Source organism: Microbacterium sp. FW305-3-2-15-F-LB2, assembly GCF_058787255.1.
Genome location: NZ_JBYSZO010000001.1, coordinates 1,580,177 through 1,605,713, shown reverse-complemented (window position 1 = coordinate 1,605,713; position 25,537 = coordinate 1,580,177). Strand labels below are relative to the sequence as shown.

23 protein-coding genes are annotated in these 25,537 nt (G+C 69.3%); 14 read left to right on the top strand and 9 right to left on the bottom strand.

Going from position 1 to position 25,537, the window contains the following annotated elements; all coding sequences use genetic code 11:
- Window positions 1-34 precede the first annotated feature (34 nt).
- Entirely contained in the window at window positions 35-745 is a 711-nt protein-coding gene (locus AC3WLZ_RS07785) for a DUF4191 domain-containing protein (RefSeq protein WP_492469657.1), read from the bottom strand.
- Between the two features lie 120 nt (window positions 746-865).
- On the opposite strand from AC3WLZ_RS07785, the gene AC3WLZ_RS07780 reads away from it, so the two are divergent.
- Complete coding sequence (locus AC3WLZ_RS07780) at window positions 866-1,912, top strand: hypothetical protein (protein ID WP_492469656.1); 1,047 nt, start codon at window positions 866-868, stop codon at window positions 1,910-1,912.
- A gap of 17 nt (window positions 1,913-1,929) precedes the next feature.
- On the opposite strand, the gene sucB is transcribed toward AC3WLZ_RS07780, so the two are convergent.
- The 3 genes from sucB to AC3WLZ_RS07765 are packed head-to-tail and all read right to left on the bottom strand — an operon-like array spanning window position 1,930 to window position 6,563.
- Entirely contained in the window at window positions 1,930-3,672 is a 1,743-nt protein-coding gene (gene sucB, locus AC3WLZ_RS07775) for a 2-oxoglutarate dehydrogenase, E2 component, dihydrolipoamide succinyltransferase (protein ID WP_492469655.1), read from the bottom strand.
- 54 nt (window positions 3,673-3,726) lie between these two features.
- The gene (gene lpdA / locus AC3WLZ_RS07770) at window positions 3,727-5,100 is read right to left on the bottom strand and encodes a dihydrolipoyl dehydrogenase (protein WP_492469654.1); all 1,374 of its coding nucleotides are present in this window, start codon (window positions 5,098-5,100) and stop codon (window positions 3,727-3,729) included.
- The gene (locus AC3WLZ_RS07765) at window positions 5,097-6,563 is read right to left on the bottom strand and encodes a leucyl aminopeptidase (RefSeq protein WP_492469653.1); all 1,467 of its coding nucleotides are present in this window, start codon (window positions 6,561-6,563) and stop codon (window positions 5,097-5,099) included. Before AC3WLZ_RS07765 ends, lpdA begins: the two co-directional genes overlap by 4 nt.
- 85 nt (window positions 6,564-6,648) lie before the next feature.
- Between AC3WLZ_RS07765 and AC3WLZ_RS07760 the strand changes: the two genes are divergently transcribed.
- The 4 genes from AC3WLZ_RS07760 (at window position 6,649) to murJ (ending at window position 11,447) form a co-directional block, all read left to right on the top strand.
- On the top strand, window positions 6,649-7,575 hold the full coding sequence (locus AC3WLZ_RS07760) for a proteasome assembly chaperone family protein (protein WP_412924507.1): 927 nt from the start codon (window positions 6,649-6,651) through the stop codon (window positions 7,573-7,575).
- 239 nt (window positions 7,576-7,814) lie between these two features.
- Window positions 7,815-9,146: an RNA polymerase sigma factor gene (locus AC3WLZ_RS07755; RefSeq protein ID WP_492469652.1), complete on the top strand. Its 1,332-nt coding sequence runs from the start codon at window positions 7,815-7,817 to the stop codon at window positions 9,144-9,146.
- The gene (locus AC3WLZ_RS07750) at window positions 9,143-9,844 is read left to right on the top strand and encodes a coenzyme F420-0:L-glutamate ligase (protein WP_492469651.1); all 702 of its coding nucleotides are present in this window, start codon (window positions 9,143-9,145) and stop codon (window positions 9,842-9,844) included. Before AC3WLZ_RS07755 ends, AC3WLZ_RS07750 begins: the two co-directional genes overlap by 4 nt.
- A 10-nt stretch (window positions 9,845-9,854) precedes the next feature.
- Window positions 9,855-11,447 carry a murein biosynthesis integral membrane protein MurJ gene (gene murJ, locus AC3WLZ_RS07745; RefSeq protein ID WP_492469650.1) on the top strand — a complete coding sequence of 531 codons (1,593 nt, stop codon included), beginning with the start codon at window positions 9,855-9,857 and terminating at the stop codon, window positions 11,445-11,447.
- A gap of 31 nt (window positions 11,448-11,478) precedes the next feature.
- Here the strand turns inward: murJ and AC3WLZ_RS07740 are convergent, their stop codons facing one another.
- On the bottom strand, window positions 11,479-12,513 hold the full coding sequence (locus tag AC3WLZ_RS07740) for a sugar-transfer associated ATP-grasp domain-containing protein (RefSeq protein WP_492469649.1): 1,035 nt from the start codon (window positions 12,511-12,513) through the stop codon (window positions 11,479-11,481).
- 157 nt (window positions 12,514-12,670) lie between these two features.
- On the opposite strand from AC3WLZ_RS07740, the gene AC3WLZ_RS07735 reads away from it, so the two are divergent.
- Genes AC3WLZ_RS07735 through AC3WLZ_RS07725 form a run of 3 tightly spaced genes read left to right on the top strand, consistent with a single transcriptional unit; the run spans window position 12,671 to window position 15,404 of the window.
- Complete coding sequence (locus AC3WLZ_RS07735) at window positions 12,671-13,699, top strand: sugar-transfer associated ATP-grasp domain-containing protein (protein WP_412924502.1); 1,029 nt, start codon at window positions 12,671-12,673, stop codon at window positions 13,697-13,699.
- Window positions 13,699-14,349 carry an alanine racemase C-terminal domain-containing protein gene (locus tag AC3WLZ_RS07730; protein WP_492469648.1) on the top strand — a complete coding sequence of 217 codons (651 nt, stop codon included), beginning with the start codon at window positions 13,699-13,701 and terminating at the stop codon, window positions 14,347-14,349. Before AC3WLZ_RS07735 ends, AC3WLZ_RS07730 begins: the two co-directional genes overlap by 1 nt.
- Window positions 14,346-15,404 carry an alanine racemase gene (locus AC3WLZ_RS07725; RefSeq protein ID WP_492469647.1) on the top strand — a complete coding sequence of 353 codons (1,059 nt, stop codon included), beginning with the start codon at window positions 14,346-14,348 and terminating at the stop codon, window positions 15,402-15,404. The genes AC3WLZ_RS07730 and AC3WLZ_RS07725 overlap by 4 nt, the downstream gene beginning before the upstream one ends.
- A gap of 30 nt (window positions 15,405-15,434) precedes the next feature.
- Here the strand turns inward: AC3WLZ_RS07725 and AC3WLZ_RS07720 are convergent, their stop codons facing one another.
- Window positions 15,435-15,656, bottom strand: coding sequence for a DUF7455 domain-containing protein (locus AC3WLZ_RS07720; protein WP_492469646.1), 222 nt, complete (start codon window positions 15,654-15,656; stop codon window positions 15,435-15,437).
- 163 nt (window positions 15,657-15,819) lie between these two features.
- Here AC3WLZ_RS07720 and AC3WLZ_RS07715 point away from each other — a divergent pair, with 163 nt between their 5' ends.
- Window positions 15,820-17,892, top strand: coding sequence for a DNA gyrase/topoisomerase IV subunit B (locus tag AC3WLZ_RS07715; RefSeq protein ID WP_412926124.1), 2,073 nt, complete (start codon window positions 15,820-15,822; stop codon window positions 17,890-17,892).
- A 48-nt stretch (window positions 17,893-17,940) separates the two neighbouring features.
- On the opposite strand, the gene AC3WLZ_RS07710 is transcribed toward AC3WLZ_RS07715, so the two are convergent.
- Window positions 17,941-20,400: a DNA gyrase/topoisomerase IV subunit A gene (locus AC3WLZ_RS07710; protein WP_492469645.1), complete on the bottom strand. Its 2,460-nt coding sequence runs from the start codon at window positions 20,398-20,400 to the stop codon at window positions 17,941-17,943.
- Between the two features lie 70 nt (window positions 20,401-20,470).
- Here AC3WLZ_RS07710 and AC3WLZ_RS07705 point away from each other — a divergent pair, with 70 nt between their 5' ends.
- Window positions 20,471-21,598, top strand: coding sequence for an alkaline phosphatase family protein (locus AC3WLZ_RS07705; protein WP_492469644.1), 1,128 nt, complete (start codon window positions 20,471-20,473; stop codon window positions 21,596-21,598).
- 11 nt (window positions 21,599-21,609) lie between these two features.
- Here the strand turns inward: AC3WLZ_RS07705 and sepH are convergent, their stop codons facing one another.
- Window positions 21,610-22,653: a septation protein SepH gene (gene sepH, locus AC3WLZ_RS07700; RefSeq protein WP_412924496.1), complete on the bottom strand. Its 1,044-nt coding sequence runs from the start codon at window positions 22,651-22,653 to the stop codon at window positions 21,610-21,612.
- A 211-nt stretch (window positions 22,654-22,864) separates the two neighbouring features.
- On the opposite strand from sepH, the gene AC3WLZ_RS07695 reads away from it, so the two are divergent.
- The gene (locus tag AC3WLZ_RS07695; RefSeq protein WP_228162853.1) at window positions 22,865-23,158 is read left to right on the top strand and encodes a DUF4193 domain-containing protein; all 294 of its coding nucleotides are present in this window, start codon (window positions 22,865-22,867) and stop codon (window positions 23,156-23,158) included.
- Here the strand turns inward: AC3WLZ_RS07695 and AC3WLZ_RS07690 are convergent.
- Window positions 23,133-23,624, bottom strand: a complete 492-nt coding sequence (locus AC3WLZ_RS07690; RefSeq protein ID WP_412924495.1) for a DUF3093 domain-containing protein — start codon at window positions 23,622-23,624, stop codon at window positions 23,133-23,135. The two genes, AC3WLZ_RS07695 and AC3WLZ_RS07690, sit on opposite strands and share 26 nt — an antisense overlap.
- A 12-nt stretch (window positions 23,625-23,636) precedes the next feature.
- Between AC3WLZ_RS07690 and dut the strand changes: the two genes are divergently transcribed.
- Genes dut through AC3WLZ_RS07675 form a run of 3 tightly spaced genes read left to right on the top strand, consistent with a single transcriptional unit; the run spans window position 23,637 to window position 25,443 of the window.
- On the top strand, window positions 23,637-24,092 hold the full coding sequence (gene dut, locus AC3WLZ_RS07685; RefSeq protein ID WP_412924494.1) for a dUTP diphosphatase: 456 nt from the start codon (window positions 23,637-23,639) through the stop codon (window positions 24,090-24,092).
- Window positions 24,089-24,697 carry a DUF3710 domain-containing protein gene (locus AC3WLZ_RS07680; RefSeq protein ID WP_492469643.1) on the top strand — a complete coding sequence of 203 codons (609 nt, stop codon included), beginning with the start codon at window positions 24,089-24,091 and terminating at the stop codon, window positions 24,695-24,697. The genes dut and AC3WLZ_RS07680 overlap by 4 nt, the downstream gene beginning before the upstream one ends.
- Window positions 24,694-25,443 carry a DUF3159 domain-containing protein gene (locus AC3WLZ_RS07675; protein ID WP_492469642.1) on the top strand — a complete coding sequence of 250 codons (750 nt, stop codon included), beginning with the start codon at window positions 24,694-24,696 and terminating at the stop codon, window positions 25,441-25,443. The genes AC3WLZ_RS07680 and AC3WLZ_RS07675 overlap by 4 nt, the downstream gene beginning before the upstream one ends.
- Window positions 25,444-25,537 lie beyond the last annotated feature (94 nt).

Sequence of the window (25,537 nt, the reverse complement as noted above, 5' to 3'; positions counted from 1 at the left end):
GACGGCCCCGCGGGTGCGGGGCCGTTCATCGTGGTCAGCGGGGGCGCGGAGCCCGCATCTTGGTCGGGTCGACGCCCTTCGGGATCGGGAGGGACGACAGCCCCTGCGACACGGACGACACGCGCTTGATGACGGCGGCCTGCGTGGTGCGGTTCACCTTCTTCGGGAGGGACTTGATCGCGGACGCCAAGTCCTTGATCTGCACGTCGTCCTCACCGTGCCCGACGTAGAGCACCGTCACGGGCACACCCGCGGCGACCCGCTGCACACGTGCGCGTTCCTCGTTCACGAGGCGCGAGAGCCGCGTCCGCGAACCCTCGCCGATCAGGACGACACCGCCGCGACCGATGGCACGATAGACCGCCTCCTGCGTGCGCGGGTTGACACCGATCGGCGTCTCGGAGGCCTGCCAGTTGCGCCCCAGCGACGAGGAGAGCACCTGACCGGTCGCACCCGGCATTCCATCGATCTTCCGGTACATCGCACTCGTCGACAACCGCGTCATGGTGATCATGCCGACCAGGATGCCAGCGAGGAGCCCCGTGACACCCCACAGGACGATGCTCCACGCGGCGGATCCGGGGATGAGGAAGCCGACGAGGACACCGAGAGCGGTGCCCACGAGCACGATGCCCGCCAACGCGAAGGGCAGCCAGCGGTACTCCTTCTGCGTGAAGGTGTAGAGGGTGCGAAGCTGGGAGAAGAATCCCGGACGCTTCTCGGGGGTGGAGGTGCGAGCGGCCATGCCGTCGATTCTATCTTCGCCCCCGGCACGCCTCCTCCCCATCGGCGCGGATCGCAGTCCCGTCCCCCGAATGCGTCGCCTTCGCCCATGCCCGTTGCGCCGGCACGCGAGCATCGGACCATGCAACGGACTCCGCTCGACACCACCATCGACAGCGTCGCGAGCTATCTGCACCGTCGGCGTCGCAGTGCCTTCGCCCTGACGACCGGCGAGGCCGCCACGCTCGCGATCGGCGTCGTGCGCGGCTGTGCCTTGGCGCCTTCTCGTGCGGCCGGAGGGGAGTGGCGCCTGACGGCGGAAGGGCGTCCCGTTCTCGAGGACCATCCGGGTGGTGCCGACATCGTGACGGCTACGGTCGCCGTCCTGGACGAGCTGGTCTCGCTCGTGGACGCCGATGTCCGACCCGGGTTCGCGCGACTTCGCGACGGAGTGCTGACCGACCCTCCGCCGGCGTGGGACATCTCGGTGAGACGGCTGCTCTTGGTCGTCGAGCCTCGACCCCTCGTCCTCGGGCCGCTGACACCTGTCGCCGACGAGGAACTGTCTCGTGTCGCCCATGAAGATTCGCGTGACGGTGCCGAGACGCTCCTCGATCGTCTTCGTGGGGCGGTGCGCCGTGTCTCGCGGCGAGCCCTCCTCGTCGGCGTCGGCGTCACGGTGGCTCTCGTGGTCGGGGCCACGGTGATATCCCAGCCCGCGGCGCCGGCGGACGCGCGGAACGGGAGCGGTGCATCTCTGTCGTCACCGAGCGCGGGCCGATCGCCCGGTGCCGACGAGACGGTGATGCCCATCGCGCCAGGTGGAGTCGCCACGGCCGGTCCCGAGCCGGCGCCGGAAGGCCCCGAAGCGGCCCGGATCAGCACGCCGCCGAGCGAGACGTCGGTCCCGCCGGACGGGGACGTGAGAACCGCTGCCCTGGCCCTCCTCCGCACCCTCGCCTCCTGCGCGGACGACGACTGCTCTTCCGCACTGTGGGAGTCGCGGCCCCCGGAAGCGCTCGCGCCCCTGGATCCGACGAGCGCCGAACTCGACGTGATCGACGACTTCGGCGGTGTGGCCATCGTTCGCCTGACCGGCGACGAGCAGACGCAGTACGTCACTCTCGTTCGTCAGAACGACCGATGGCTGGTCCGTTCCCTCGAAGAGGTCGCGGACCAGCCATCATGAGGCGGCCGAAGGGGAGATCAGATCCCGAGATCGCCTTCGAACTGCGCAGCCTCGAGGCGGGTCTTCACGGCTCCCAGGAAACGAGCCGCATCGGCACCATCGATGATCCGGTGGTCGTACGACAGCGCGAGGTAGACGTACGAGCGGACCGAGATCGCATCCTTGCCGTCGACCGACACGACGCCGGGCTTCTTCACCACCGCGCCGAGGCCGAGGATGGCCGACTGCGGCAGGAAGACGATCGGCGTGTCGAACAGCGCGCCACGCGAGCCGGTGTTGGTCAGCGTGAACGTGCCGCCGGCGAGCTCGTCGGGCTTCAGCTTGTTGTCGCGCGTGCGGGCCGCCAGGTCGGCGATCTCGCGGGCGAGCTGTGCGATGTTCTTCTCACCGGCGTTCTTCACGACGGGCGTGAGCAAGCCACGCTCCGTGTCGACGGCGATCGAGACGTTCTCTTGCGCGGGGTAGACGATCTCGTCGCCCTCGACCGTGGAGTTCACGATCGGGTACGTCTTGAGCGCCTCGACGGCGGCGAGGGCGAAGAACGGGAGGAACGACAGCTTGTCGCCGGTCTTCTGCTGGAACTCGCCCTTCACGCGATCGCGAAGCGCCGCGACCTTCGTCACGTCGACCTCGACCACCGTCGTGAGCTGCGCCGTGGCCTGCATCGACGCGACGGCACGCTCGGCGATGACCTTGCGCAGACGCGACATCTTCTGGGTGGTTCCGCGCAGCGGCGAAACCTCGACGGGCGCGGCGGGAGCGGCTGCGGCCGGAGCGGCCGGCGCCGCGGCGGCGGGAGCGCTCTTCGCGGCCTCGGCGGCCTTGAGGACGTCCTCCTTGCGGATGCGTCCACCCACGCCGCTGCCGGTCACCGTGGCGAGGTCGACGCCCTGCTGCTGCGCGAGGCGGCGGACGAGCGGCGTGACGTAGGTGATCTCGTCGCCGCTGGAGGCGGGCGCCGAGGGCTGTGCGGCCGGCTGCGGTGCGGCAGCGGGCTCGGCGGCCGAAGCGGGAGCAGGCTCAGCGGGCTTCTCCTCGGCGGGGGCAGCGGGCTGCTCCTGCACCTCGGACGGCTGAGGCTGCTGGATGGGCTTTTCCTCGATGGCGGGCGCGGGCTGTGCTTGAGCGGGCGCGGCCGCACCGCTGCCGATGCGAGCGAGAGCGGACCCGACGGCGACCGTCTCGTCCTCCTGGACGAGGATCTCCTGCAGCGTGCCGGCCACGGGCGACGGGATCTCGGTGTCGACCTTGTCGGTCGAGATCTCGAGAAGGGGCTCGTCGACAGCGACGTCGTCGCCGACGGCCTTGAGCCAGCGGGTGATGGTGCCCTCGGTGACGCTCTCGCCCAGCTCGGGCAGGGTGACCTCGGTGGCGTCGCTCGAGGCCGCGGGGGCGGCGGCGGGCTGCTCGGTGGGAGCGGGCGCGGCGGGGGCTGCTTCGGCGGCGGGAGCCTCTTCCGCGGGGGCGGGGGTCTCCTCAGCGGGGGCGGCCGCAGGAGCGTCGTCGGCAGGCGCGGAACCCGAGCCGTCGCCGATCTTGGCGAGGATGGCGCCGACTTCGACGGTCTCGTCCTCCTGGACGAGGATCTCCTCGATCACGCCCGAGACGGGCGAGGGGATCTCGGTGTCGACCTTGTCGGTCGAGATCTCCAAGAGACCTTCGTCCTCCTGGACGGTGTCACCGACCTGCTTGAGCCAGCGGGTGACCGTTCCCTCGGTCACGCTCTCGCCGAGAGCGGGGAGGACGACGGAAGTGCTCATGGATATGTCTCCTTCGTACCGGATGCGGTGTCTAGCTTAGTGACGGCTGGGGGATCAGAGTGCGTGCAGAGGCTTGCCGGCCAGTGCGAGGTAGGCCTCGCCGAGGGCTTCGCTCTGCGTCGGGTGGGCGTGGATGAACGGAGCGATGTCCTCGGGGTGGGCTTCCCACCCCACGGCGAGCTGCGCCTCGGTGATGAGTTCACCGACGCGGTCGCCCACGAGATGCGTGCCCAGGATCGGACCGTCGGCGCGGCGGACCACCTTCACGATGCCCGCTGTGCCGATGATCTCGCTGCGCCCGTTGCCGGCGAGGTTGTACTCGTACGCGCGGATCGCGTCAGCGCCGAACCGCTCACGCGCCTGCTCCTCGGTCAATCCGACGGAGGCGACCTCGGGATGCGAATACGCGACGCGCGGCACGTCGACGTCCGGCACCAGGACCGGGGAGAGGCCCGCGATCTCCTCGGCGACGAAGATGCCCTGCTGGAACCCGCGATGGGCCAGTTGCAGCCCGGGAACGATGTCGCCCACGGCCCACACGTGCGGGGTCGCCGTGCGCAAGCGGTCGTCGGTTCGAACGAATCCGCGGTCGAGGGTCACGCCGGACTCTTCGAAGCCCATCCCCGCTGTCGCGGGTCCGCGCCCGACGGCCACGAGAACGTAGTCGGCATCGAGCGACGTTCCGTCGTCGAGGACGACGGTCGCGCTGGAGTCCGTCTGGCTGACCGAGGAGAATCGACGACCCAGCTGAAACCCGATGCCGCGCTTGCGGAATGCCCGCTCGAGCGCCTTGCTGGAGGAGACGTCCTCCGCCGGCAGCAGGTGCGGAAGCGCCTCGACGATCGTGACCTCGACGCCGAACGACCGCCAGACGCTGGCGAACTCCACGCCGATGACGCCCCCGCCGAGAACCACGACACGGTCGGGCACGACATCCAGATCCAGCGCCTGTTCGCTGGTGAGGACTCTCCCGCCGATCTCGAGGCCGGGGAGCGTACGGCTGTACGACCCGGTCGCGAGGATCACGTCGGACCCCCGGTAGAGATCCTCGCCCACCCGGACCGCGGGTCCGGTCTCCAGGGCGCCCTCGCCCCGGACGACTCGGATGCCGCGGGTGGAGATCAGGCCTTCCAGTCCCTTGAACTTCTTCGCGACGATGCCCTCGCGGTAGGCGCGGACTCGCGCAGGGTCGATCCCGTCGAAGGACGTCCGCACGCCGATGTCGGACGCTCCCCGGGCGGCATCGGCGACCTCGGCCGCGTGCAGGAGAGCCTTCGTGGGGATGCATCCGCGATGCAGACACGTGCCGCCGAGCTTGTCCTTCTCGACCAGGACGACATCCTTTCCGAGTTCGGCCAAGCGCAACGCGGCGGCATAGCCACCGCTGCCGCCACCGAGAACGACGACGTCGGCGGTGTACTCGGTCACCGCGCGCCGCCCGCCGAGATGAGATCGATGAGCGAACGAACCGTCGCGCCGGTCACGCCCTTGTCGGTCACCCCGAACGGAGCGCCCTTGTTCATGCCCACACCGGCGATGTCCAAATGCACCCATGGGATGCGCGGCGCGTCCGGCTCTTCCGAAACGCGCCCGACGAAATGCCGGAGGAAGAGGCCCGCGAAGAGCGAGCCACCCGCGGGGTCGCCGATCTTCGCGTTCTGCAGATCGGCGATGGGGGAGTCCAGCTCATCGACCATGTGCGCGGGGAGCGGCAGCTGCCAGGCGAGCTCACCGACGCGGTCAGCGGCCGCCAGGTATTCGGCCACGGACTCGTCGTCGCCCATGACGCCCGTGTGGCGGTTGCCGAGCGCGACCGTGATCGCACCCGTGAGGGTCGCGACATCGACGATGAGATCGGGGTTCTCACGGCTCGCGGCGACGAGACCGTCCGCGAGAACGAGACGGCCTTCCGCGTCCGTGTTCAGAACCTCGACGGTCGTTCCGTCCAGCATTCGCAACACGTCGCCCGGACGCGTCGCGCGCCCCGACGGCATGTTGTCGGCGATGCACAGCCACGCGCTGACGTGGACCGGGAGCCGCAATTCCGCCGCGGCACGCAGCACCGCGAGAACGGTCGCCGCACCGGCCATGTCGTACTTCATGCCGACCATGGATGCCGCGGGCTTGAGGGAAAGTCCACCTGTGTCGAACGTGATGCCCTTGCCGACGAGGGCGACGTGTCGTTCGGCGTCGTCGGGGGAGTACTCCAGGTGGACCAGACGGGGCGGCCGGTCGGACCCCTGGCCGACACCCAGGATGCCGCCGTAGCCGCCCTCGCTCAGCGCGGACTCGTCGAGGACCTCCACCGTGACGGGAAGCCCGTCGACCGCGGCCACCGCGGCGTCGGCGAAGTCGGCGGGACCGAGCCACTCGGCCGGCGTGGTCACGAGATCCTTCACCAGCGCCACCGCACCGGCGACAGCGCCCACCGCGGCCTGCTCGCCCTCGCCGGGCGCGGCAGACGTGTGGACCGTCACCCGCGAGGCGCGGGTCTTGGGTGCCTCGGTCTTGTAGCCGGCGAAACGGTATCCGCCCAGAGCGGCACCCTCCGCGAGGGGCGCCCACGACGCCTCGACGAGCGGCTCGACCGCGACGTGCTCGAAACCGGTGAGCTGTCGCAGACCGATGGCGGCGGCGTCACGCAGAGCCGCGTCTTCCGGATCCGCACCGGCACCGACCACGGCGACGGGAAACGCCACACCGGGGACGTGCACGCGCTGGAACGAGCCCGCGGCACCGGTGAAACCGATCGCGGAGAGAGAAGCGTTGAGGCCGTCCCAGCCGTTCGGGTCGGGCGCGGTGCCATCGGACTTCGCGACCACCAGCAAGATCGCGTCGGCTCCAGACTCGAGCGCGGGGACGTCGGTGTGCGTCACGGAGGGAAAAGGCATGCCTCCCATCCTAGGTTCGCGGGTGTTCGCTAGAAGCGGGACGCACCGCCGCCACGGTGTCCGGAGCGGCTCGTAGAGTGGAGATATGCCGTATCCCGCACCGCTGTACGATCGCGCTCCCGCCGCGCCGCCGGTGCCGTCCGGTCTGCCGCTCGTCATCGCACTGACCGGCTTCACCGATGCCGGTGGCGCGGTGACTCGGTTGGTGGAGTACTTCCGCGACGATCTCGAACCGCACCCCGTGGTGGCGTTCGACAACGACGTCCTCCTGGACTACCGCGCGCGCCGCCCGCTCATCACGTTCGTCGAAGACCACCTCACCGATTACCGGCCGCCGCGGCTCGAGCTGTCTCTCGCACACGACTCGCTCGGCCATCCCTTCCTGTTGCTCGCCGGGTACGAGCCCGACTTCCTGTGGGAGGCGTTCGCGGAGAGCGTCCTCGAACTGAGCGCCGGTCTCCAGGTATCCTCGATCACCTGGGTGCACGCCATCCCGATGCCCGTCCCGCACACGCGCCCGATCGGCACGACGGTCAGCGGAACCCGGTCCGACCTCGCCGAGGCCCACTCCGTCTGGCGGCCGCACACGCAGGTGCCCTCGACGGTCGGACACCTCCTCGAGTACCGGTTTGCCGAGGCGGGGGCGAAGGTCGCGGGTTTCGCGCTGCTCGTCCCGCACTACCTCGGCGACACCGAATACCCCGCGGCCGCGCTGGCGGCCCTCGACAGCCTCACCGTCGCGACCGGCCTGGTGTTCTCGGGGGAGGTCCTCCGCGAAGAGAATCGCGAGTTCCTCGGCAAGGTCACCGAACAGGTCGAGGGCAGCGATGAACTCACGCGCATGCTGCAGGGACTGGAAGAGCGTTACGACTCCTACATGGCGGGCTCGACACGCGCGACACCGATCATCCACACGGGCGATCTCCCGAGTGCCGACGAATTGGCGGCGGAGCTCGAGCGGTTCCTCGCGTCCCGGCCCGGTGATGACGACCGCCGCGGTCGTCTGGGCTGACACCGTTCCGCGCGCGGAACCGCAGGGAACGGAATACGTCAGCCGCGCGAGTCGTTGTCTAGGCATAGATGCCTGGTGCGCGTCAAGTCCCGCGCCGGGAATGTGAGACAATAAAGAACCTGACCCATTGTCGGCCGAACCTGGAGCCCGCTCCACCGGAACGGACTTGACAAGGGTCTTACTAGTGTCCGAGAACGACCGGCGGCCGTGCAACGTACGTTCCCGGTGAAAGGCGAAACGTGGCAGGCACGAACACTCAGACCCGCTCCCGCAGTGAGAAGGACACCGACCCCGACACTGCGGAAGAGACCACGACCGCGTCGAAGAAGACCGCGGCCAAGAAGGCCCCCGCCAAGGGCAAGGCGACGCCCGCGAAGGCGAAGTCGAAGGCCAAGGCTGACGACGACCTCGAAGAGGATGACATCGAGGAAGACATCGACGAAGAGATCGAGGTCACCGAGGATTCCGACGAGGTCGATGACGACGCCGACGGCGACGATGCGGCCAAGCCGGTCGCGAAGAAGACCGACGACAGCGATGACGACGACGACGATGAAGCTCCGGCTGCTCCTGCCGAAGCCCTCCCGACCGGGGCGATCGTCATCTCGTCGAGCGATGAGGACGACGTCCCCGTCTACTCGGCGCAGATCACCGGCGCAACCGCCGACCCGGTCAAGGACTACCTGAAGCAGATCGGTAAGGTCCCCCTCCTCAACGCGGCCGAAGAGGTCGAGCTCGCCATGCGCATCGAGGCCGGGCTGTTCGCCGAAGAGAAGCTGTCGAACATGTCGGCGGCCGAGAAGACCAGCCAGCTGGGTCTCGACCTCCAGTGGGTCGCTCGCGACGGTCAGCGGGCCAAGAGCCACCTGCTCGGTGCGAACCTGCGTCTGGTCGTGTCGCTCGCCAAGCGCTACACGGGTAGAGGCATGCAGTTCCTCGACCTCATCCAGGAGGGCAACCTCGGCCTCATCCGCGCGGTCGAGAAGTTCGACTACACCAAGGGATTCAAGTTCTCCACGTACGCCACGTGGTGGATCCGTCAGGCGATCACGCGCGCCATGGCCGACCAGGCCCGCACGATCCGCATCCCCGTGCACATGGTCGAGGTCATCAACAAGCTCGCTCGTGTCCAGCGTCAGATGCTCCAGGATCTCGGTCGCGAACCCACTCCCGAAGAGCTCAGCCGCGAACTCGACATGACCCCGGAAAAGGTCATCGAGGTGCAGAAGTACGGCCGCGAGCCGATTTCTCTCCACACCCCGCTCGGCGAGGACGGCGACAGCGAATTCGGTGACCTCATCGAGGACACCGAGGCGGTCGTCCCGGCCGACGCGGTCGGCTTCACGATGCTCCAGCGCCAGTTGGAGTCGCTTCTCGACTCGCTCAGCGAGCGCGAAGCGGGCGTCATCCGCATGCGCTTCGGCCTCGGCGACGGGCAGCCCAAGACGCTCGACCAGATCGGAGACACGTTCGGCGTGACGCGTGAGCGCATCCGTCAGATCGAGTCCAAGACGATGGCCAAGCTCCGGCACCCCAGCCGGTCGCAGTCGCTGCGGGACTACCTCGAATGAGCGGTCAGGCGAACGCCGGCAAGGCACTCACCGTTTCAGTCGAGGGGACCACGTACGCCCGCATCCCGATCCGTACGCGGGTCGTGATGCCGGGCGACGACCTCGACGCCTTCATCCTCGAGTACGCGAAGGATGCCGTGCAGCCGGGAGACCTGCTGTTCGTCACCGAGAAGATCGTGGCGATCACGCAGGGCCGCTCTTTCAAGCTCGACAGCATCAAGCCCCGCAAGCTCGCGCTGTTCCTGTCGAAGTACGTGACCCGGACGCCGTACGGCATCGGCCTCGGCATGCCGGAGACGATGGAGATGGCGCTGCGCGAGTGCGGCACGCCGCGCATCCTTCTGGCTGCGGCCGTGTCGGCCGTCACGAAGGCGTTCGGGCGCAAGGGCGACTTCTACCGCATCGCGGGGGACAAGGCGCGCGCGATCGACGGCCCCACCAAGGGCACGATCCCGCCGTACAACCAGGCGGTCGTGCTCGGGCCCGACCGGCCGCGGGAAGTCGCTCAGCGCCTCAGGGAGCTGCTCGGGATCGATCTGGACGTCGCCGTGGTCGACATCAACGATCTGGGGGGGAACATCCTCGGTTCGACGATGGACAAGGCGGGGGAGAAGCGTCTCGTCGCGATCCTCAAGGACAACCCGCTCGGCCAGGGACACGAGTCCACGCCGTTGGGCATCGTCCGCGCCGCGGCCTGACGCTCACTCGATGAACCTGCTACGCGCGAGCGGTCTCATCGCCGCGGGCACGCTGGTCTCGCGTCTGACGGGTCTGGTACGCACCATCGTCCTGGTCGCCGCGATCAGCTCGGTGGGAGCCTCGGCAGACGCGTTCTACGTCGCCAACCAGCTGCCGAACACCGTCCTGACGCTGATCTCGACGGGGCTTCTGACCGGCGTCATCGTCCCACGCGTGGTCGCGGTGAGCGCGCAGCCGGACGGCGCTCGCACCTTCCTGCCCAAGCTCATCACCGCCGGGGCATCGATCCTGCTGCTCACCACCGCGGTCGCCATGGCCCTCGCTCCGGTGCTGGTCGCGGTGATGGCCAGCGGCTACGACTCCGCCCAGCGCGAGTTGACGGTCGCCTTCGCCTACTGGTGCCTGCCGCAGATCTTCTTCTACGGCATGTTCGCGCTCATCGGCGAGAGTCTGAACGCCCGCCGGATCTTCACGCCCTACGCCTGGGCGCCGGTCGTGAACAACATCGTCTCGATCGCCGGCTTCGGTCTGTTCATCGTTCTCTTCGGGTTCCACCGGAACGAGGTCGACTGGTGGACGCCGTCGGCGATCGCCCTCGTGGGAGGCACCGCGACCCTCGGCATCATCGCGCAGACGGTCGTCCTGGCAATCTCCTGGCGCCGGTCCGGCATCCCGCTGCGTCCTGACTTCCGCTGGCGGGGCGTCGGTTTCGGCAGCATGGGGAGTCTCGCCACCTGGACGTTCGGAATGGTCGTCGTGACCCTTCTCGCGGGTCTCGTGCAGGTGAACATCATGAGCGCCGCATCGGGGGAGGATGCCTCCGTCGCCGTCTGGGGCAACGCGTGGCTGATCTACATGGTGCCGTACGCGCTGGTCGTCCTCTCGATCGGGACGCCGTACTTCACGCGCATCAGCGAGCACGCCGCGGCGGGACGCGGGAACGACGTCCGCGCGGACATCACCGCGGCCATCCGCACGCTCGGCCTCTTCGTGGTGATCTCGGCCGCAGCCCTCATCGCGGCCGCCGCCCCGGCGTCGCGCATCTTCACCAGCAGCGCCGACGACGCGCTCCTGGCCGCTCCGGTTCTGGTCGCGTTCCTCGTCGGCCTCATTCCGATGGCCGTGCTGTTCATCATCCAGCGAACGTTCTACGCGTATGGCGACACCCGGACACCGTTCTTCTTCACGCTCGCGCAGGGCGCTCTCGTCGTCGTTCTGACGCTCGTGGCCGGCATGGCCTCCAAGGAGTACCTCACGGCCACCGTGGCGTCCGTGCAGACGCTGTGCGGCATCCTCGAGCTCCTCCTCGCCATCTGGCTCCTGCGCCGCAAGATCGGTCCGCTCGGGCTCCGGAAGGCGGTGACCTCACTGTCGATCTTCCTCGCCGCGGCGCTGCCATCGGCCCTCGCCGGCTGGGGCATCTACGTGTGGTCCGGCGGGAACGACGGATGGATGCTCGACAACCTGTTCCTCGGCGCAGCCGGAACGGCGCTCATCTGCGCCGTGGCCGGGGCGATCTACCTGGGGATCCTCGCGGCTCTCCGCACGCCCGAACTGACTTCGGCCGTCTCCCTCGTCCGCGCGCGCTTCGGTCGCGGCTGACCGCGGCGTCCGCTCGCGGTCGCGCGCGGGGTCACCGGCGTCGTTCGAGGATGCCCGGGCCGATGGCGTCGCGGTAGCGATGGAGCAGACCGGTCCGGGTGCCGGACACGCTCGGCTTCATCTGGAAGACGCTGGAGTTGTGGTTCGCCTCGATGAGGGCGGGGCCCGAGGGTGTGATCGCAACGTCCCAGCCGACGTAAGGCACGGTCGGCAGGCGTCGCGACGCTTCCTCGACCATCGCGACCGCTTCGGCGAAGAGCGGTACGTGGAATCCGGCGATCTCCACACCCGTCACGGGATGCCGGGAGAAGACGTTGGAGTTCTTGTCGACCCCCGCCCACTGCGCCACGCCGTCGTCGTCGACCATGGTGAACATCCCGCCGCCGGCGAAGTTGTCGACGACCCCGCCGTTGCCGATCCGCAGCACCGAGGCGATCAGGTGGAAGCTGCCGTCCTGGCGTCGGTAGGTGATGAGGCGGAGCGTGTTGACGCTGCCCGGGTACAGACGCGCCATCTCCTCGTGCTGGGGGAGGATCTCCTCGACCAACGCGCGGCCCTCGGCGACGAGGGTCTTGCGCCAGGCGGCGACGTCGGAGATCTCGTCGGCGGCGAACGTCGTGATACCGCGACCTCCCTCGCCGAGCGCGGGCTTGACCAGCACACGCGGATGCCTCGCGAGGAAGTCCGTCAGCTCTTGATCGGTCGCCGTGGACGCGTCGATCCATTCGCGGCCGATCATGTCGGCGAAGTCACGGTAGAACCGCGGCTTGTCACCGAGCAGCGCCGCTGAGTCGGGACCGTTGAGCGTGTTGTTCAGACGGATGGCCTTGGGGTGCGTCATCCAGGTGCGCCGCTCTCGGCCGTTCAGGAGTCGGATGTCCCAGACCGCGTAGTCGCGGAAGCCCATCTCGTACCGCACGGATGACCAGAGCATGTCGGCGATGATGACGGGCAGAGGTGCGCGGGAGACCTTCTTGACCTGGCCGGCGAACTCCGTGACATTGCCCAGGCTCAGGCGTCGAGCTCGCTGCAGAAGGTAGCGGACGCGCAGAGAACTCTGTGACACCTCGACACGCTAACACAGCGTCCCCGCGGCCTCCGGAGCGCGGCCGGGCGCGGGGGAACGCATGACCGGCCTCGTATGATGGTTACTTCGGACGCGCTGCCGACGGACGTCGACCGGCGGCGTCGGACCTCCGACCGAGAAAGCGATCAGCCTGCCGATGGACATCTCCCCGAAGGCGCGCGCCGCCTACTTCCTCAAGCGTGCCGCCGCATTCCGCCCCGCGCGAGTCTGGACCTTCGCCCGCCAGATCGGCCAGGAGCAGGGCAAGTGGGCGCCGCTGGTGCTGGTGGACATGCTGTGGTGGGCCGCGTTCCACGACACGGCGTACATCGACTACTACGAGGCCGACTTCGCGCTGCTGAATCGCCGGGAGCGCAAGACCTTCATGACCTCGCTCATCCAGCACCACCTGGCCACCGCGGTCAACGACCGCGAGGTCGCGAAGACACTGGAGAACAAGCTCAACTTCAACCGCGCGTTCGAGGAATTCCTGGGCCGCGAGTGGCTGCAGCTCGACACGACCGACACCGCCGCGCTCCAGGACTTCGCCGCTCGGCACCCAGTGATCATCGCCAAGGTTCCCGTCAGCCGTGAGGGGAAGGGCGTCTTCCGTTACGACACCGCGGAGGTCACGGACTGGGAGGCCTTCCGCGCGGAGCTCATCGAGAAGGGGCAGATCCTCATCGAGCAGCCGATCGTGCAGCACCCCTACCTCGCCGCGTACTGCGCGGGAACGGTGAACACCACCCGCATCACGACCTATTTCGACGGCGAAACCGTCCACCCCATGGTCATGGTCCAGAAGTTCGGGCGTGGCGCGGTGAGCGATCAGTTCACGTGGGGCGGCTTCTTCACGATGCTCGACGACGACGGCCACTCCGTGGGACCCGGACACACCGGCAAGCACAAGAGCAGCTACGAGGTGCATCCCGAGTCGCAGCAGTCGATCGTGGACTTCCAGGTGCCGCTGTGGGACCAGGCGCTCGCACTGGTCGACAAGGCCGCCCGGCGGATCCCCCAGGTGCCCTACGTCGGATGGGATGTCGCGGTGGGCCCCGACGGTCCCGTCCTCATCGAGGGCAACTGGATTCCGGGACTCTACGAGACGCGCGTCAGCACGACGGGCATTCGCGAGGGGTCGCGGCCCCGTCACGAACGACTGATGGGCGCCGCGCTCCACCGCTGATGACTCCCGACACCGCGATGCCCGCGACTCCCGATGTCGCCGGGGGAGTCACCCCGGTTGCTCACCTGTCGGAGCGGAACCTCCGCGCGAATGCCGGGCTCGCGCCGATCGCCCCCGCGGACGATGTGCTCACGGCCGACGCGTGGGGGCACGGCGCCGAGTGGGTGGCATCCGTTCTGTCGTCACTGGGTGTCGACCCACGGGATCTCGACGCGGCGACCCTCTTCGGTCTGCCCGGCGGCGACCTCCGTGCACGACCGGTTCTGTCCCTCCGCGGACAGGTGCTCGGGACGAAGCCGCTCCTCCGGGGGGAGGGCGTCTCGTACGGCTACACGCATCGCGCTCCGCGCGACACGACCGTGGCGCTCGTGACCGGCGGGTACGCGCAGGGCGTCGTCCGCTCGCTCGGCAACGTGGCCGACGTCGTCATCGACGGGCACCGCCATCGGATCGTCGGCCGTGTCGCCATGGACGTCTGCGTCGTCGACGTCGGCGAGACCCGTCCCGCTCGGGGGACGGACGTGGTGTTCTTCGGCGACCCCGACCACGGTCATCCGTCTCTGGCGGAGTGGACGGATGCCACCGGCTGGAGTGCCGGAGAAATCGTGGCGTCCGTGGGGTCCCACGCCGTTCGGGCGGTCCACGCATGAGCGCCGAGTACCTCGTCGATCTCGACGTCTTCTCCCGCAACCTCGCGCGCGTGCGGGAGGCCATCGCTCCCGCGCAGCACATGCTGGTGGTCAAGGATGACGCGTACGCGCACGGCATCCCCGAGATCGTCCGGCGCGCGAGCGCCGAGGGTGTGTCGTGGTTCGGCGCATTCGATGTCGAGACCGGCCGCGCCGTGCGCGCCGCCGTCGGTCCGGACGCGCGCATCTTCGTCTGGCTGCTCGGAGGTGCCGACGACCTCGCCGCCGGGATCGCCGCAGACCTCGACCTCGGCATCGGCGACGAAGAGCTCCTGAACGACCTGGCGCGGATCCCCGCGGGTCCGTCGCCGGCGCGCGTACACCTCAAGATCGACACGGGCCTGCACCGCAACGGCATCCGACCCGAACGATGGAGTGCCGCGCTCGGTCTGCTCTCGACTCTCGTCGACGCGGGAGCGGCGCAGTTCGAAGGCGTCTGGTCGCACATCTCGGAAGCGTCGGATGCCGACGACGACGACGCCCGCGAGATCTTCCTCGCCGCCCGCACCGCCGCCGTCGACGCGGGCCTGACGCCGCGGTTCTCGCACCTGGCCGCCAGCGCGGCCGGGTTCGCCCGTGCCCCGTTCCGCGAGGACCTCGTCCGTGTCGGAGCGTTCTCCTACGGCATCCGCCCCGCCGGTGGCCCGGGGGAAGCGGAGCTCGGGATCGAGCCGATCTCGACGTTGGTCGCCTCGGTCGTCGCGGTCGAGGGTGACGCTGTGCGCGTGGACCTCGGCCACCTCCACGGCCTGCCGTCGACACTGCAGGGGCGATTCTCCGTCGCGACCCCTGCCGGGCCTCGTCGCGTGCGCCGCATCGACGCGGTCGCGATGACCGTCGACGGATGGCCGGATGCCTCCGTCGGTGACACCGCGATCGTGTTCGGGCGCGGGGGAGTGGCATCCGCGACCGACCTGGCCGAACTCATCGACACGATCGGTGAGGAGATCGCGCTCCGGGTCTCGCCGGTCGTGCCCCGTCGCTATACGACGAACGGGCCCCGTTCCGCTCGCTGAGAGCGGCTCGGGGCCCGTTCGAACGAAAGATCAGTCGGTAGCGTTGAGACGCGCGGTCTCGTCGTGCCACGACGTGGCGATGCTGCGGAGCTTCTCTTCGTACTTGCGTCCGTGGTGGGCGCAGAAGAGGAGTTCGCTGCCGTTCACCTCGGCGGCGATGTAGGCCTGCGCTCCGCAGGAGTCACAGCGATCAGCCGCCGTCAGACGGTGGTCGAGGACGACGGACGCGTCGGGTGCAGTCGTAGTGGTCATCTCGGGTGCCCTCCTCGGTGGCTCGTTGGGCGAGTCTGTCAATAGAACCACGCGGATGTTTCCCCTATGCCGCGCGCGCATAACATTTCGCTGTGCGCGTACGTCGGCCCCGCCGGACCGTGTGTCTGCAAGTCGATGTCGGAGCCCGCGATTACGCTGGGAGATCGTGACGTCCGAGTATTCCGCCCATCATCTCCAGGTCCTCGAAGGACTCGAGGCGGTGCGCAAGCGCCCGGGCATGTACATCGGGTCCACCGACTCCCGCGGCCTCATGCACTGCCTGTGGGAGATCATCGACAACTCCGTCGACGAGGCCCTCGGCGGTTTCGGGTCGCGCATCGACATCGTGCTCCACGGCGACGGCAGTGTCGAGGTGCGCGACCGCGCCCGCGGCATCCCCGTCGACGTCGAGCCCCGCACCGGGCTCACCGGTGTCGAGGTCGTCTTCACGAAGCTGCACGCCGGTGGCAAGTTCGGTGGCGGCTCGTACGCGGCCTCGGGCGGCCTGCACGGCGTCGGCGCCTCCGTGGTCAACGCCCTGTCCGAGCGCCTCGACGTCGAGGTCGACCGCGGGGGCAAGACCTACGCGATGTCCTTCCACCGCGGCGAGCCCGGCGTCTTCGCGGGGCCCGGTCCCGACTCGACGTTCACGCCGTTCGAGCGCAGCAGCGAGCTGCGCGTCGTGGGCAAGGCCGCCCGCGGCGTCACGGGTACGCGGATCCGCTACTGGGCCGATCGGCAGATCTTCACCAAGGACGCGGCCTTCGGGTTCGACGAGCTCGTGCAGCGCGCGCGGCAGACCGCGTTCCTCGTGCCCGGGCTCGAGCTCGTCATCGCCGATGAACGGGGCGACGAGCCCGTCGAGACGAGCTACCGATTCGATGGCGGCATCTCCGAGTTCGCCGACTTCCTCGCGCCCGACTCCGCCATCACCGACACGTGGCGCCTGACCGGCACCGGCACGTTCGCCGAGACGGTTCCCGTCCTGCAGCCCGGCGGATCGATGATTCCGACCGAGGTGCAGCGCGAGTGCGAGGTCGACATCGCTGTGCGCTGGGGCACCGGCTACGACACCACGACACGGTCGTTCGTCAACATCATCGCCACCCCCAAGGGCGGCACGCACCAGCAGGGCTTCGAGCAGGGCCTGATGAAGATCCTGCGCACTCAGGTCGAACAGAACGCTCGGAAGCTCAAGGTCGGCAACGACAAGATCGAGAAGGATGACATCCTCGCCGGCCTCACCGCCGTCCTCACTGTTCGCCTGCCCGAGCCGCAGTTCGAGGGGCAGACAAAGGAGGTGCTCGGAACACCCGCCGTGCGCCAGATCGTCACGCAGGTCGTGTCCAAAGCCCTGACGGAACGGTTCACCTCCGCCAAGCGCGACGACAAGGCGCAGACCGCGCTGCTGCTCGAGAAGGTCGTCTCCGAGATGAAGGCGCGGATCTCCGCGCGCACGCACAAAGAGACGCAGCGTCGCAAGAATGCGCTGGAGTCGTCCTCGCTGCCCTCCAAGCTCGTCGACTGCCGCTCGAACGACGTCGCCGACTCCGAACTGTTCATCGTCGAGGGCAACTCGGCGCTCGGCACCGCCCGCGATGCGCGCAACAGCGCATATCAGGCACTCCTCCCCATCCGCGGCAAGATCCTCAACACGCAGAAGGCGTCCATCAGCGACATGCTGTCCAACGCCGAATGCGCCTCGATCATCCAGGTCATCGGGGCCGGCTCCGGTCGCTCGTTCGACCTCGACGCTGCCCGCTACGGCAAGATCATCCTGATGAGCGACGCCGACGTCGATGGCGCTCACATCCGCACGCTGCTGCTGACGCTGTTCTTCCGCTACATGCGGCCTCTCGTCGAGGCCGGGCGCGTCTTCGCCGCCGTGCCGCCGCTCCACCGGGTGATCGTGATGAACCCCGGCTCGAAGCCGAACGAGACGATCTACACCTACAGCGAGCAAGAGTTGCACGGCCTGCTGGCCAAGCTCAAGAAGGCGAACAAGCGCTGGCAGGAGCCCATCCAGCGGTACAAGGGACTCGGCGAGATGGATGCCGACCAGCTCGCGACCACCACGATGGACCGCGCGGGCCGAACCCTCCGCCGCGTGCAGGTGCGCGACATCGAGGAGGCGGCCAAGGTCTTCGACCTGCTCATGGGCAGCGACGTCGCCCCGCGCCGCGAGTTCATCGTCGACTCCAGCGACCGCCTCGCGCGCGAGCGCATCGACGTCTGAGTCCCCGCGCCGAACCGGCGCGCACCGGCCGGTTCGGCGCCGTGGAGCTCAGCGGATCGCGGTGCCGATCGCGCCGACGACCGCGTCGAGCGGCTGCCCCGACGCATCGCGTTTGGCTCCCGGTTCCGGAAGAGAGCGCACCGACCCGTCGGAGCCGACGGCCCGCGGGTCGGACCCGACCCACGCGAGCGTCAGCGCGTCTTCGCCACGGAGCAACCGCTGAGCGCGGACGCCTCCGGTCGCGCGCCCCTTGGCCGGGAACTCCGCGAACGCCGAGACCTTGGCGCTTCCGGCATCCGTTCCCGCCAGCGCGGTGGTCGAGCCGGCGATCGTGACGACGACCGCGTCGAACGCCGAGCCACCGACCACGGCGAAGGCGATCACGTGCGCACCGTCGGACAAGCGGATGCCGGCCATGCCCCCGGCCGAGCGCCCCTGGGGCCGCACGGACGACGCATCGAAGCGGAGGAGTTGCGCGTCGTCGGCGATGAACACGAGCTCCGCCGCATCGGAGGCCGGGGCCGCCCCGACCACCCGGTCGCCGTCGCGGAGGGCGATGATCTCGATCTCGGGCTTCGTGCCGAGCTCGCTCGCCGCCACGCGCTTCACGATCCCCTGGGCCGTGCCGAGCGCGATGGGGGCGCCGTCGGTCAACGGCACGAGCGCGACCACCTGCTCGCCCTTGCCGAGGGTGAGGTACTGCTCGACCCTGGTTCCCGCGGACAGCTGTACCGCGTTCCCCGGCACGGACGGCAGGTCGACGGGGGAGAAGCGGACGAGACGCCCGGCCGAGGTCACGGCACCGATGTCTCCACGCGTCGTCGTGTCCACCGAGGAACGGATCGCGTCGTGCTTGGCGCGTCGCGTCGGAGCGACGACCCCACCGCCCGGTGCGTCGACGGTGAGCTCGGCGCGCACCATGCGGCCGGTCGCCGAGAGGAAGACGCGGCAGGGCGCATCGGCGATCTGCAGATCAGCGGCCGCGGCGGCCTTGGCCGACCGGGGCTGCACGGGACCACCGTTGAGGAGCATCGTGCGGCGGGGCGTGCCGTAGGCCTCGGCCGCAGCCTCGAGCTCGGTCGCGACCTGGGCGCGCAACAGGACCTCGCTGCCGAGCAACTCCACGAGCTGGTCGATCTCGGCCTTGAGCTGGTCGCGCTCCGCCTCGAGCTCGATGCGGGAGAACTTCGTGAGGCGTCGCAGGCGCAGTTCGAGGATGTACTCCGCCTGCGGGTGCGACAGGTCGAAGACCTCCTGCAGACGCGTCCGTGCCTGCTCGCCGTCGTCGGACGAGCGGATGACCTGGATGACCTCGTCGATGTCGAGGATCGCGATGAGCAGACCCTCGACGAGGTGGAGACGCTCACGTCTGCGGGCCAAGCGGTACTCGCTGCGCCGCGTGATGACGCGGATGCGGTGGTCGAGGTACACGCGCAGCATCTCGCGCAGGCCGAGCGTCTGGGGCTGTCCGTCGACGAGCGCGACGTTGTTGATCCCGAAGGAGTCCTCGAGCGGAGTCAGCCGGTAGAGGTGCTCGAGCACCGCCTGGGGGTCGAAGCCCGTCTTGATGCCGATGACCAGACGCAGCCCGTGTTGACGGTCGCTGAGGTCGGTGACGTCGGCGATGCCGGCAAGCTTCTTCGACTGGACGGCATCCTTGATCTTCTCGATCACCCGCTCGGGTCCGACGAGGTAGGGGAGTTCGGTGATGACGATGCCGGTGCGGCGGGGGCCCAGCGACTCGATCGACGCCTTCGCGCGCGTCCGGAACGACCCGCGGCCGTTCGTGTACGCGTCCTTGATGCCGTCGAGACCGACGATGATGCCGCCAGACGGCAGGTCGGGGCCGGGGACGAACTCCATGAGCTCCTCGACCGTGGCATCCGGGTTCCGCAGGAGGTGCGTCGCCGCCCCGACGACCTCGATCAGGTTGTGCGGCGCCATGTTGGTGGCCATGCCGACCGCGATGCCGGTCGCGCCGTTGACCAGCAGGTTCGGAAAGGCGGCCGGCAGCACATCGGGCTGCTGGAACTGCCCGTCGTAGTTCGGCACGAAGTCGACGACGTCCTCGTCGAGGTTCTCCGTGAGGGCGAGGGCGGGCGGCGCCAGTCGCGCCTCGGTGTAGCGGGGGGCGGCCGGGCCGTCGTCGAGCGAGCCGAAGTTGCCGTGCCCGTCGATCAGCGGCACACGGAGAGAGAAGTGCTGCGCGAGACGTACCAGGGCGTCGTAGATCGGAGCATCGCCGTGGGGGTGGAGCTTTCCCATCACCTCACCGACGACGCGTGCGCTCTTCACGTGCCCGCGATCGGGACGCAGGCCCATCTCGGCCATCTGGTACAGGATGCGACGCTGCACCGGCTTGAGCCCATCGCGCGCATCGGGCAGCGCGCGCGAGTAGATCACCGAGTACGCGTACTCGAGGAACGACCCCTGCATCTCGGCCGAGACATCGACGTCTTCGATGCGCTCGGGTGCGGGGGAAGCGGCGGAGGAACGGGAATCGGGCATAGGTGCGGCCTCGGGTCGGGCGGGCGTCGATCTCGACGGGGGCGGAATGTCGTGTGGAAGACTGGCCCCGATGTCTATCAGCCTACCGGCGGGCCCGCCGCGCGCCCGGAACCTCACCGGTGTGGTGAGCCAGGCGATCTCGGCCCTCGACGGTCGGTCCGAGTGGTTTGCGCCGGCCCGGAGCGCCGTCGTGTTCGTCGTCGACGGGCTCGGGTCGCACAACCTCGCGGAGCGCCGCGGTCATGCCCGGTTCCTCGGTTCCGCCGGGACGCGCCGCGATGTGGCCCGCACGGTTTTCCCCTCAACGACCGCCGCCGCTCTGACGAGCATGCTGACCGGCACCGACCCGGGGGAGCACGGGATCGTCGGCTACCGCACGCGCATCCCCGGCACCGACGTCGCGGCGAACCAGCTGCACGGCTGGGAGACCGACGGCCTCGACCCGCACACGTGGCAGCGCAGCCGCCCGCTCTTCGAGATCGAAGCGGAACGCGGGCGCCCGTGCTTCGTCGTCTCCCGTCCCGACTACACCGGCACCGGGTTCACGGAGGCGACGCTGCGGGGCGCGGAGTTCGTCTCCGCCACGGACGTGCGTGAACGCGCCGCGATCGCGGCCGACCTCGCGGGTCGGCATCCGGGCGCTCTCGTCTACCTCTACGCACCCGACCTCGACACCGCGGGGCACCGCGACGGGTGGGAGTCCGAGCGCTGGATCGACGCCCTGGAGCGCGTCGATATCGCCGCGCGCGATCTCGCCGGCGCGATCGGTCCCGGCACCGGCGTGATCGTCACGGCCGACCACGGCATGGTCGACGTGCCCGCCCGGAAGCACGTGCTGCTCACGCACGGCGACCCGCTCGTCGAGGGCGTCGACATCGTCGGCGGCGAACCGCGCATGCTGCACCTGTACACCGCGGACGGCGAACGGGATGCCGTTGCCTCACGCTGGCGCGAGCGGGAGCAGGCGCGGGCCTGGGTACTGACACGCGACGAGGCGATCGCCGCCGGGCTGTTCGGTCGCGTGGATCCCGCCGTGCACGACCGCATCGGAGACGTCCTCGTCGCTGCGCGCGGACGTTTCGCGTACTACGACGACCGCGAGACCGACAAGCGCCCGCAACGCATGGTCGGTCAGCACGGGTCGCTCACCGACGAGGAACGCACCGTCCCCCTGCTGCGCCTCGGCGCCTTCGCCTGACGACGAGCGGATCAGCTCTCGTCGGTGCGCGCCCCGAACACGATCTCGTCCCACGACGGCATCGACGGCCGCCCCTTCGCCCGGCGACCGGAGTCGGAGGATGCCGGGGGAGCGGTGGTCCGCTCGGGTTCGACGTCGGGCTCGTCGGCGCGGTATTCGGGCTCCAGCGCGTCGAAGAGCGCCACGGGCGCACTGGGTACGCGCGGCTCGGGTTCCCGCACCTCTGCGGCACCGGGCAGCGGTTCACGCTGACCGCGGCGGCGGCGCAGCGCCTCCAGGAGGTCGGCGGTCTCGGACGAGGTCACCGGAGCGTCGGGGGCGCGCTTGATGGCCGCCGCCTGCACGGCTGCGGCGACCGGACCCGTGGCCTCCACCCCGGGTTCGTCCTCGATGTCGAGTCGACGCGGACCGAATGCGCCGCTGTCGAACCGCGAGTCGTCTTTGGGAAGCGGGGTGTCCAGCGCGCGCAGGCGGGGAATGAGTCCCTCGGGCAACGAACCTTGGCGTGAGAGTTGGATCGCGTCCGAGTTCTGCGGCGACAGGGTGCTGCGGCGGGGGTCGAAGCCCCATCGGGCGTCGTGATCGATGCCGTTGGCGACGAACTCCAGCTTGACCATCCAGCCGGAGGAGTCCTTCCAGCTGGTCCAGCGCTCGGACGACGCACCGGCCTCGCTGAGCTTCGCGCGGACGGCGGCACCGAAGGTGATCGGCGCGTCGTGCTCGAGCGCGCCCCCGAGGAGCACGGGCACGGCCAGCGCCTGCGCGACGACGTGCTCTCGCTCGGCCAGGACGGGGCCTTCGAAGCGCTGGACGTCTTCCACGCGGGCGTTCAGCAGGGTCGCGACCTCGCGGGCCGAGAGTCCTGCGCGGATGTGCGCCTGGATGTCACGGGGGCTGGCACGGGGCGCGCGCTCGTCGTCGTGCTCGCGCCCACGGCGCGCACGACGCGCCTCGGCGCGCAGCACCTCGTCGAGCGGCAGGGCGAATCGTTCGCCCGCTTCGGTCGCGACGACGAGGACGTCATCCTCGGTTCCGATGACTTTGAGCTGTTCCATACGAAACACCCCTCCGATCTGCGGTCGAGCCCCATGCTGACACGGCCGTGGCGCCGGAGGCGGGAATAACGCGGGCGCGCCGCGAGTTTGACGCCTCGCAGCCCGCACCATCCCAGACAAGCGCATTTGCTAATCGGGGTCGGGTCATGCAAACTATGGCCGCCCGTTCGGGCGATGCACCACGAAAAACCGGAAGTAGAGACCTTCACGCATGGCCACCGATTACGACGCACCGCGCAAGACCGAGGACGACAGCGAGTCGATCGAGGCCCTCAAGGAGCGCGTGCCCGACAAGACGTCGGGGTCGATCGACAACGAGGATGCCGACAACCCCTCGGGCTTCGAACTGCCCGGAGCCGATCTGTCGGACATCGAGCTCGATGTCGTCGTGCTTCCGCCCCAGGAGGACGAGTTCACTTGCATGAACTGCTTCCTGGTGAAGCACCGTTCCCAGATCGCCGAAGAGAGCGGCTCCGGCTTCATCTGCCTGGAGTGCGCAGCCTGACCTGAGCGCGCTGGATCGCCGCCACGAGGCGATCCGGCGTCCGGGTGGAGACCACCCACAGGGGAGTCGGATCATCGGGATCGGTCACGGGCACCGTGACGATCCCGTCGATCCCTCCCCGGATGACATGCCAGGCCCGATGGTCGAGACCACTCCCACGGGCCGTCCGCGCTTCGTCCGCCACCACGCCTGCCGGCGTCCCGAGATACTCCACCGGGATGTGCGCGCGGCCCGCCCGCAACTCTCCGTCGCGCAGTTCGATCACGGGGGAGAGTGCGACGAGGGCAGCCACGATCCCCACCGAGACCAACAGGCCCACGACGAGGGCGACGGTCGTGTCGATGGGAGAGAAGACCAGGGCCGCCATCGGCCCGCAGACCGCCGCGGCGACGAGCGCCCACAGCGATGGGCTCAGGCGTTCGCGGTACTCGATTCCGGTGCGGATGCCGCACCCCCTCTTCTGCATTACCCTCGTGGGGTGACCGAAACGGTGGACGTCCTCATTGTCGCATCCGAGATTCCGGTCTTCGCCCACCCCGGCGACGCCGGAGCCGACCTCGTCGCCGCCGAGGCGGTTCGTCTCGAGCCCGGTCGGCGTGCGCTCGTCCCAACCGGCGTGCGCATCGCCCTGCCCGAGGGGTACGCCGCCTTCGTCGTCCCCCGCAGCGGACTGGCGGCGAAGCACGGGATCACGATCGTCAATTCGCCCGGCACGATCGACGCGGGCTACCGCGGCGAGATCAAAGTGGCGCTGCTGAACACCGACCTCGACGAGGCCTACGAGATCGCGGTCGGAGACCGCATCGCGCAACTCATCGTCATGCCCGTCCCACCCGTGCGCTTCATCCCCGTCGACGAGCTCCCCGCCAGCGTGCGAGGAGAAGGCGGCTTCGGATCCAGCGGCTACCAGACCCCCTCAGGGAGCACCCGATGACCGACGACTCCGAGCAGCAGATCGAGGCCGCGCCACCCGCCAAGAGCGGGCCCGTCGACCGCGAGACCGCCGGACCCTTCGACGAGTCCGAGGCGAACGCGGTGCGCCCGTACATCGACCTGGGCGGAATCAAGATCCTCCCGCGTGAGGGCCTGAACCTGAGGCTCGAGGTCGAAGAGCAGACCAAGCGCATCGTCGCCGTGGGCTTGGATTACGCCGAGTCCACCCTCCAGGTGCAGCCGTTCGCGGCGCCGCGCTCGAGTGGCCTGTGGGCCGAGACCCGCGACCAGATCCGCCAGCAGATCAAGCAGCAGGGCGGTCGTGTCGAGGAACGCGAAGGACCGCTCGGTCCCGAGCTGCTCGCCGAGGTTCCGGTCGTGGCCGGACCCGACGGCGCCACCAAGCGGCTCGCGCGCTTCGTCGGGGTGGACGGCCCGCGCTGGTTCCTTCGCGGCGTCATCGGCGGCGCCGCGACGTCGGACGTCGACGCGGCGACGGCGGTGGAAGACCTCTTCCGTTCGATCGTCGTCGTGCGCGGCGGGTCGCCGATGCCCCCGCGTGATCTGATCCCGCTCCGGATGCCGGGCACCCCCGCCACGACATGAGCGACTCCGCACGCCCGGATGACGCCGACCGCGTCCCGCTCGAGCCGCCGTCCGCGGCCGACAGCGTCTCGGCCGCGCTGGGGAGCGCCGCGCGTCGCGCGGGGCTCGACCCGTCGAAGCACTCCTCGACCGGCGCGGCCGTGTGGGCGGCGATGGGCGGGGTGCGCGGCATCCTGGAATCCGTCCTGCCCTCCCTCGCATTCGTCGTCCTGTTCACCGTGACGACCGATCCCGAGTCGCGGCAGGGGAATCTGCCGCTGAGCCTCGGCGTCTCGGTCGGTCTGGCGCTCGTCTTCACGATCGTGCGTCTGCTGACGAAATCGCCGCCGAGCGCGGCGATCGGAGGGCTCGTCGCCACCGTCGCAGCCGCGCTCCTCGCCCTGTTCACGGGCCGCGGTCAAGACAACTTCGTCTTCGGGTTCTTCACCAACGGTGCGTACGGGACCGCTTTTCTGGTGTCCGTCCTCGTCGGGTGGCCGCTGATCGGCTTGGCCGCCGGCTACCTTCTCGGCGAGGGGACCGCCTGGCGCACCGACAAGCGCAAGCGACGCGTGTACTCGCTGCTGTCGCTCGGGTGGGCGGCCTTGTTCATCGCCCGCCTCGTGGTGCAGCTCCCGCTCTACTTCGCCGGCGACGTGACGGCCCTCGGCACGCTCAAGATCATCATGGGGTTGCCCCTGTTCGCCCCGATGGTCGCCGTGACGTGGCTCGCCGTCCGCGCTCTCTCGCCGCGCCGCGAGTCCTGATATATTTATCTTGATATCAAGATAAATCTCCCTCCCTCGCGGTTAGGTCGGCCTTCCTGGCATCCTCCCCATCGCGAGGGGAAGATGGGAGAGG

Bases quoted from the DNA above. Each gene is read 5' to 3' on its own strand.
- AC3WLZ_RS07750 (WP_492469651.1), top strand. From the start codon at position 9,143: ATGAGCGGTCAGGCGAACGCCGGCAAGGCACTCACCGTTTCAGTCGAG.
- murJ (WP_492469650.1), top strand. From the start codon at position 9,855: ATGAACCTGCTACGCGCGAGCGGTCTCATCGCCGCGGGCACGCTGGTC.
- sepH (WP_412924496.1), bottom strand. From the start codon at position 22,653: ATGGAACAGCTCAAAGTCATCGGAACCGAGGATGACGTCCTCGTCGTC.
- AC3WLZ_RS07785 (WP_492469657.1), bottom strand. From the start codon at position 745: ATGGCCGCTCGCACCTCCACCCCCGAGAAGCGTCCGGGATTCTTCTCC.
- AC3WLZ_RS07710 (WP_492469645.1), bottom strand. From the start codon at position 20,400: ATGCCCGATTCCCGTTCCTCCGCCGCTTCCCCCGCACCCGAGCGCATC.
- AC3WLZ_RS07730 (WP_492469648.1), top strand. From the start codon at position 13,699: ATGACTCCCGACACCGCGATGCCCGCGACTCCCGATGTCGCCGGGGGA.
- AC3WLZ_RS07705 (WP_492469644.1), top strand. From the start codon at position 20,471: ATGTCTATCAGCCTACCGGCGGGCCCGCCGCGCGCCCGGAACCTCACC.
- AC3WLZ_RS07765 (WP_492469653.1), bottom strand. From the start codon at position 6,563: ATGCCTTTTCCCTCCGTGACGCACACCGACGTCCCCGCGCTCGAGTCT.
- sucB (WP_492469655.1), bottom strand. From the start codon at position 3,672: ATGAGCACTTCCGTCGTCCTCCCCGCTCTCGGCGAGAGCGTGACCGAG.
- AC3WLZ_RS07720 (WP_492469646.1), bottom strand. From the start codon at position 15,656: ATGACCACTACGACTGCACCCGACGCGTCCGTCGTCCTCGACCACCGT.
- AC3WLZ_RS07690 (WP_412924495.1), bottom strand. From the start codon at position 23,624: ATGCAGAAGAGGGGGTGCGGCATCCGCACCGGAATCGAGTACCGCGAA.
- AC3WLZ_RS07725 (WP_492469647.1), top strand. From the start codon at position 14,346: ATGAGCGCCGAGTACCTCGTCGATCTCGACGTCTTCTCCCGCAACCTC.
- AC3WLZ_RS07780 (WP_492469656.1), top strand. From the start codon at position 866: ATGCAACGGACTCCGCTCGACACCACCATCGACAGCGTCGCGAGCTAT.
- AC3WLZ_RS07680 (WP_492469643.1), top strand. From the start codon at position 24,089: ATGACCGACGACTCCGAGCAGCAGATCGAGGCCGCGCCACCCGCCAAG.
- AC3WLZ_RS07675 (WP_492469642.1), top strand. From the start codon at position 24,694: ATGAGCGACTCCGCACGCCCGGATGACGCCGACCGCGTCCCGCTCGAG.
- AC3WLZ_RS07760 (WP_412924507.1), top strand. From the start codon at position 6,649: ATGCCGTATCCCGCACCGCTGTACGATCGCGCTCCCGCCGCGCCGCCG.
- AC3WLZ_RS07695 (WP_228162853.1), top strand. From the start codon at position 22,865: ATGGCCACCGATTACGACGCACCGCGCAAGACCGAGGACGACAGCGAG.
- AC3WLZ_RS07735 (WP_412924502.1), top strand. From the start codon at position 12,671: ATGGACATCTCCCCGAAGGCGCGCGCCGCCTACTTCCTCAAGCGTGCC.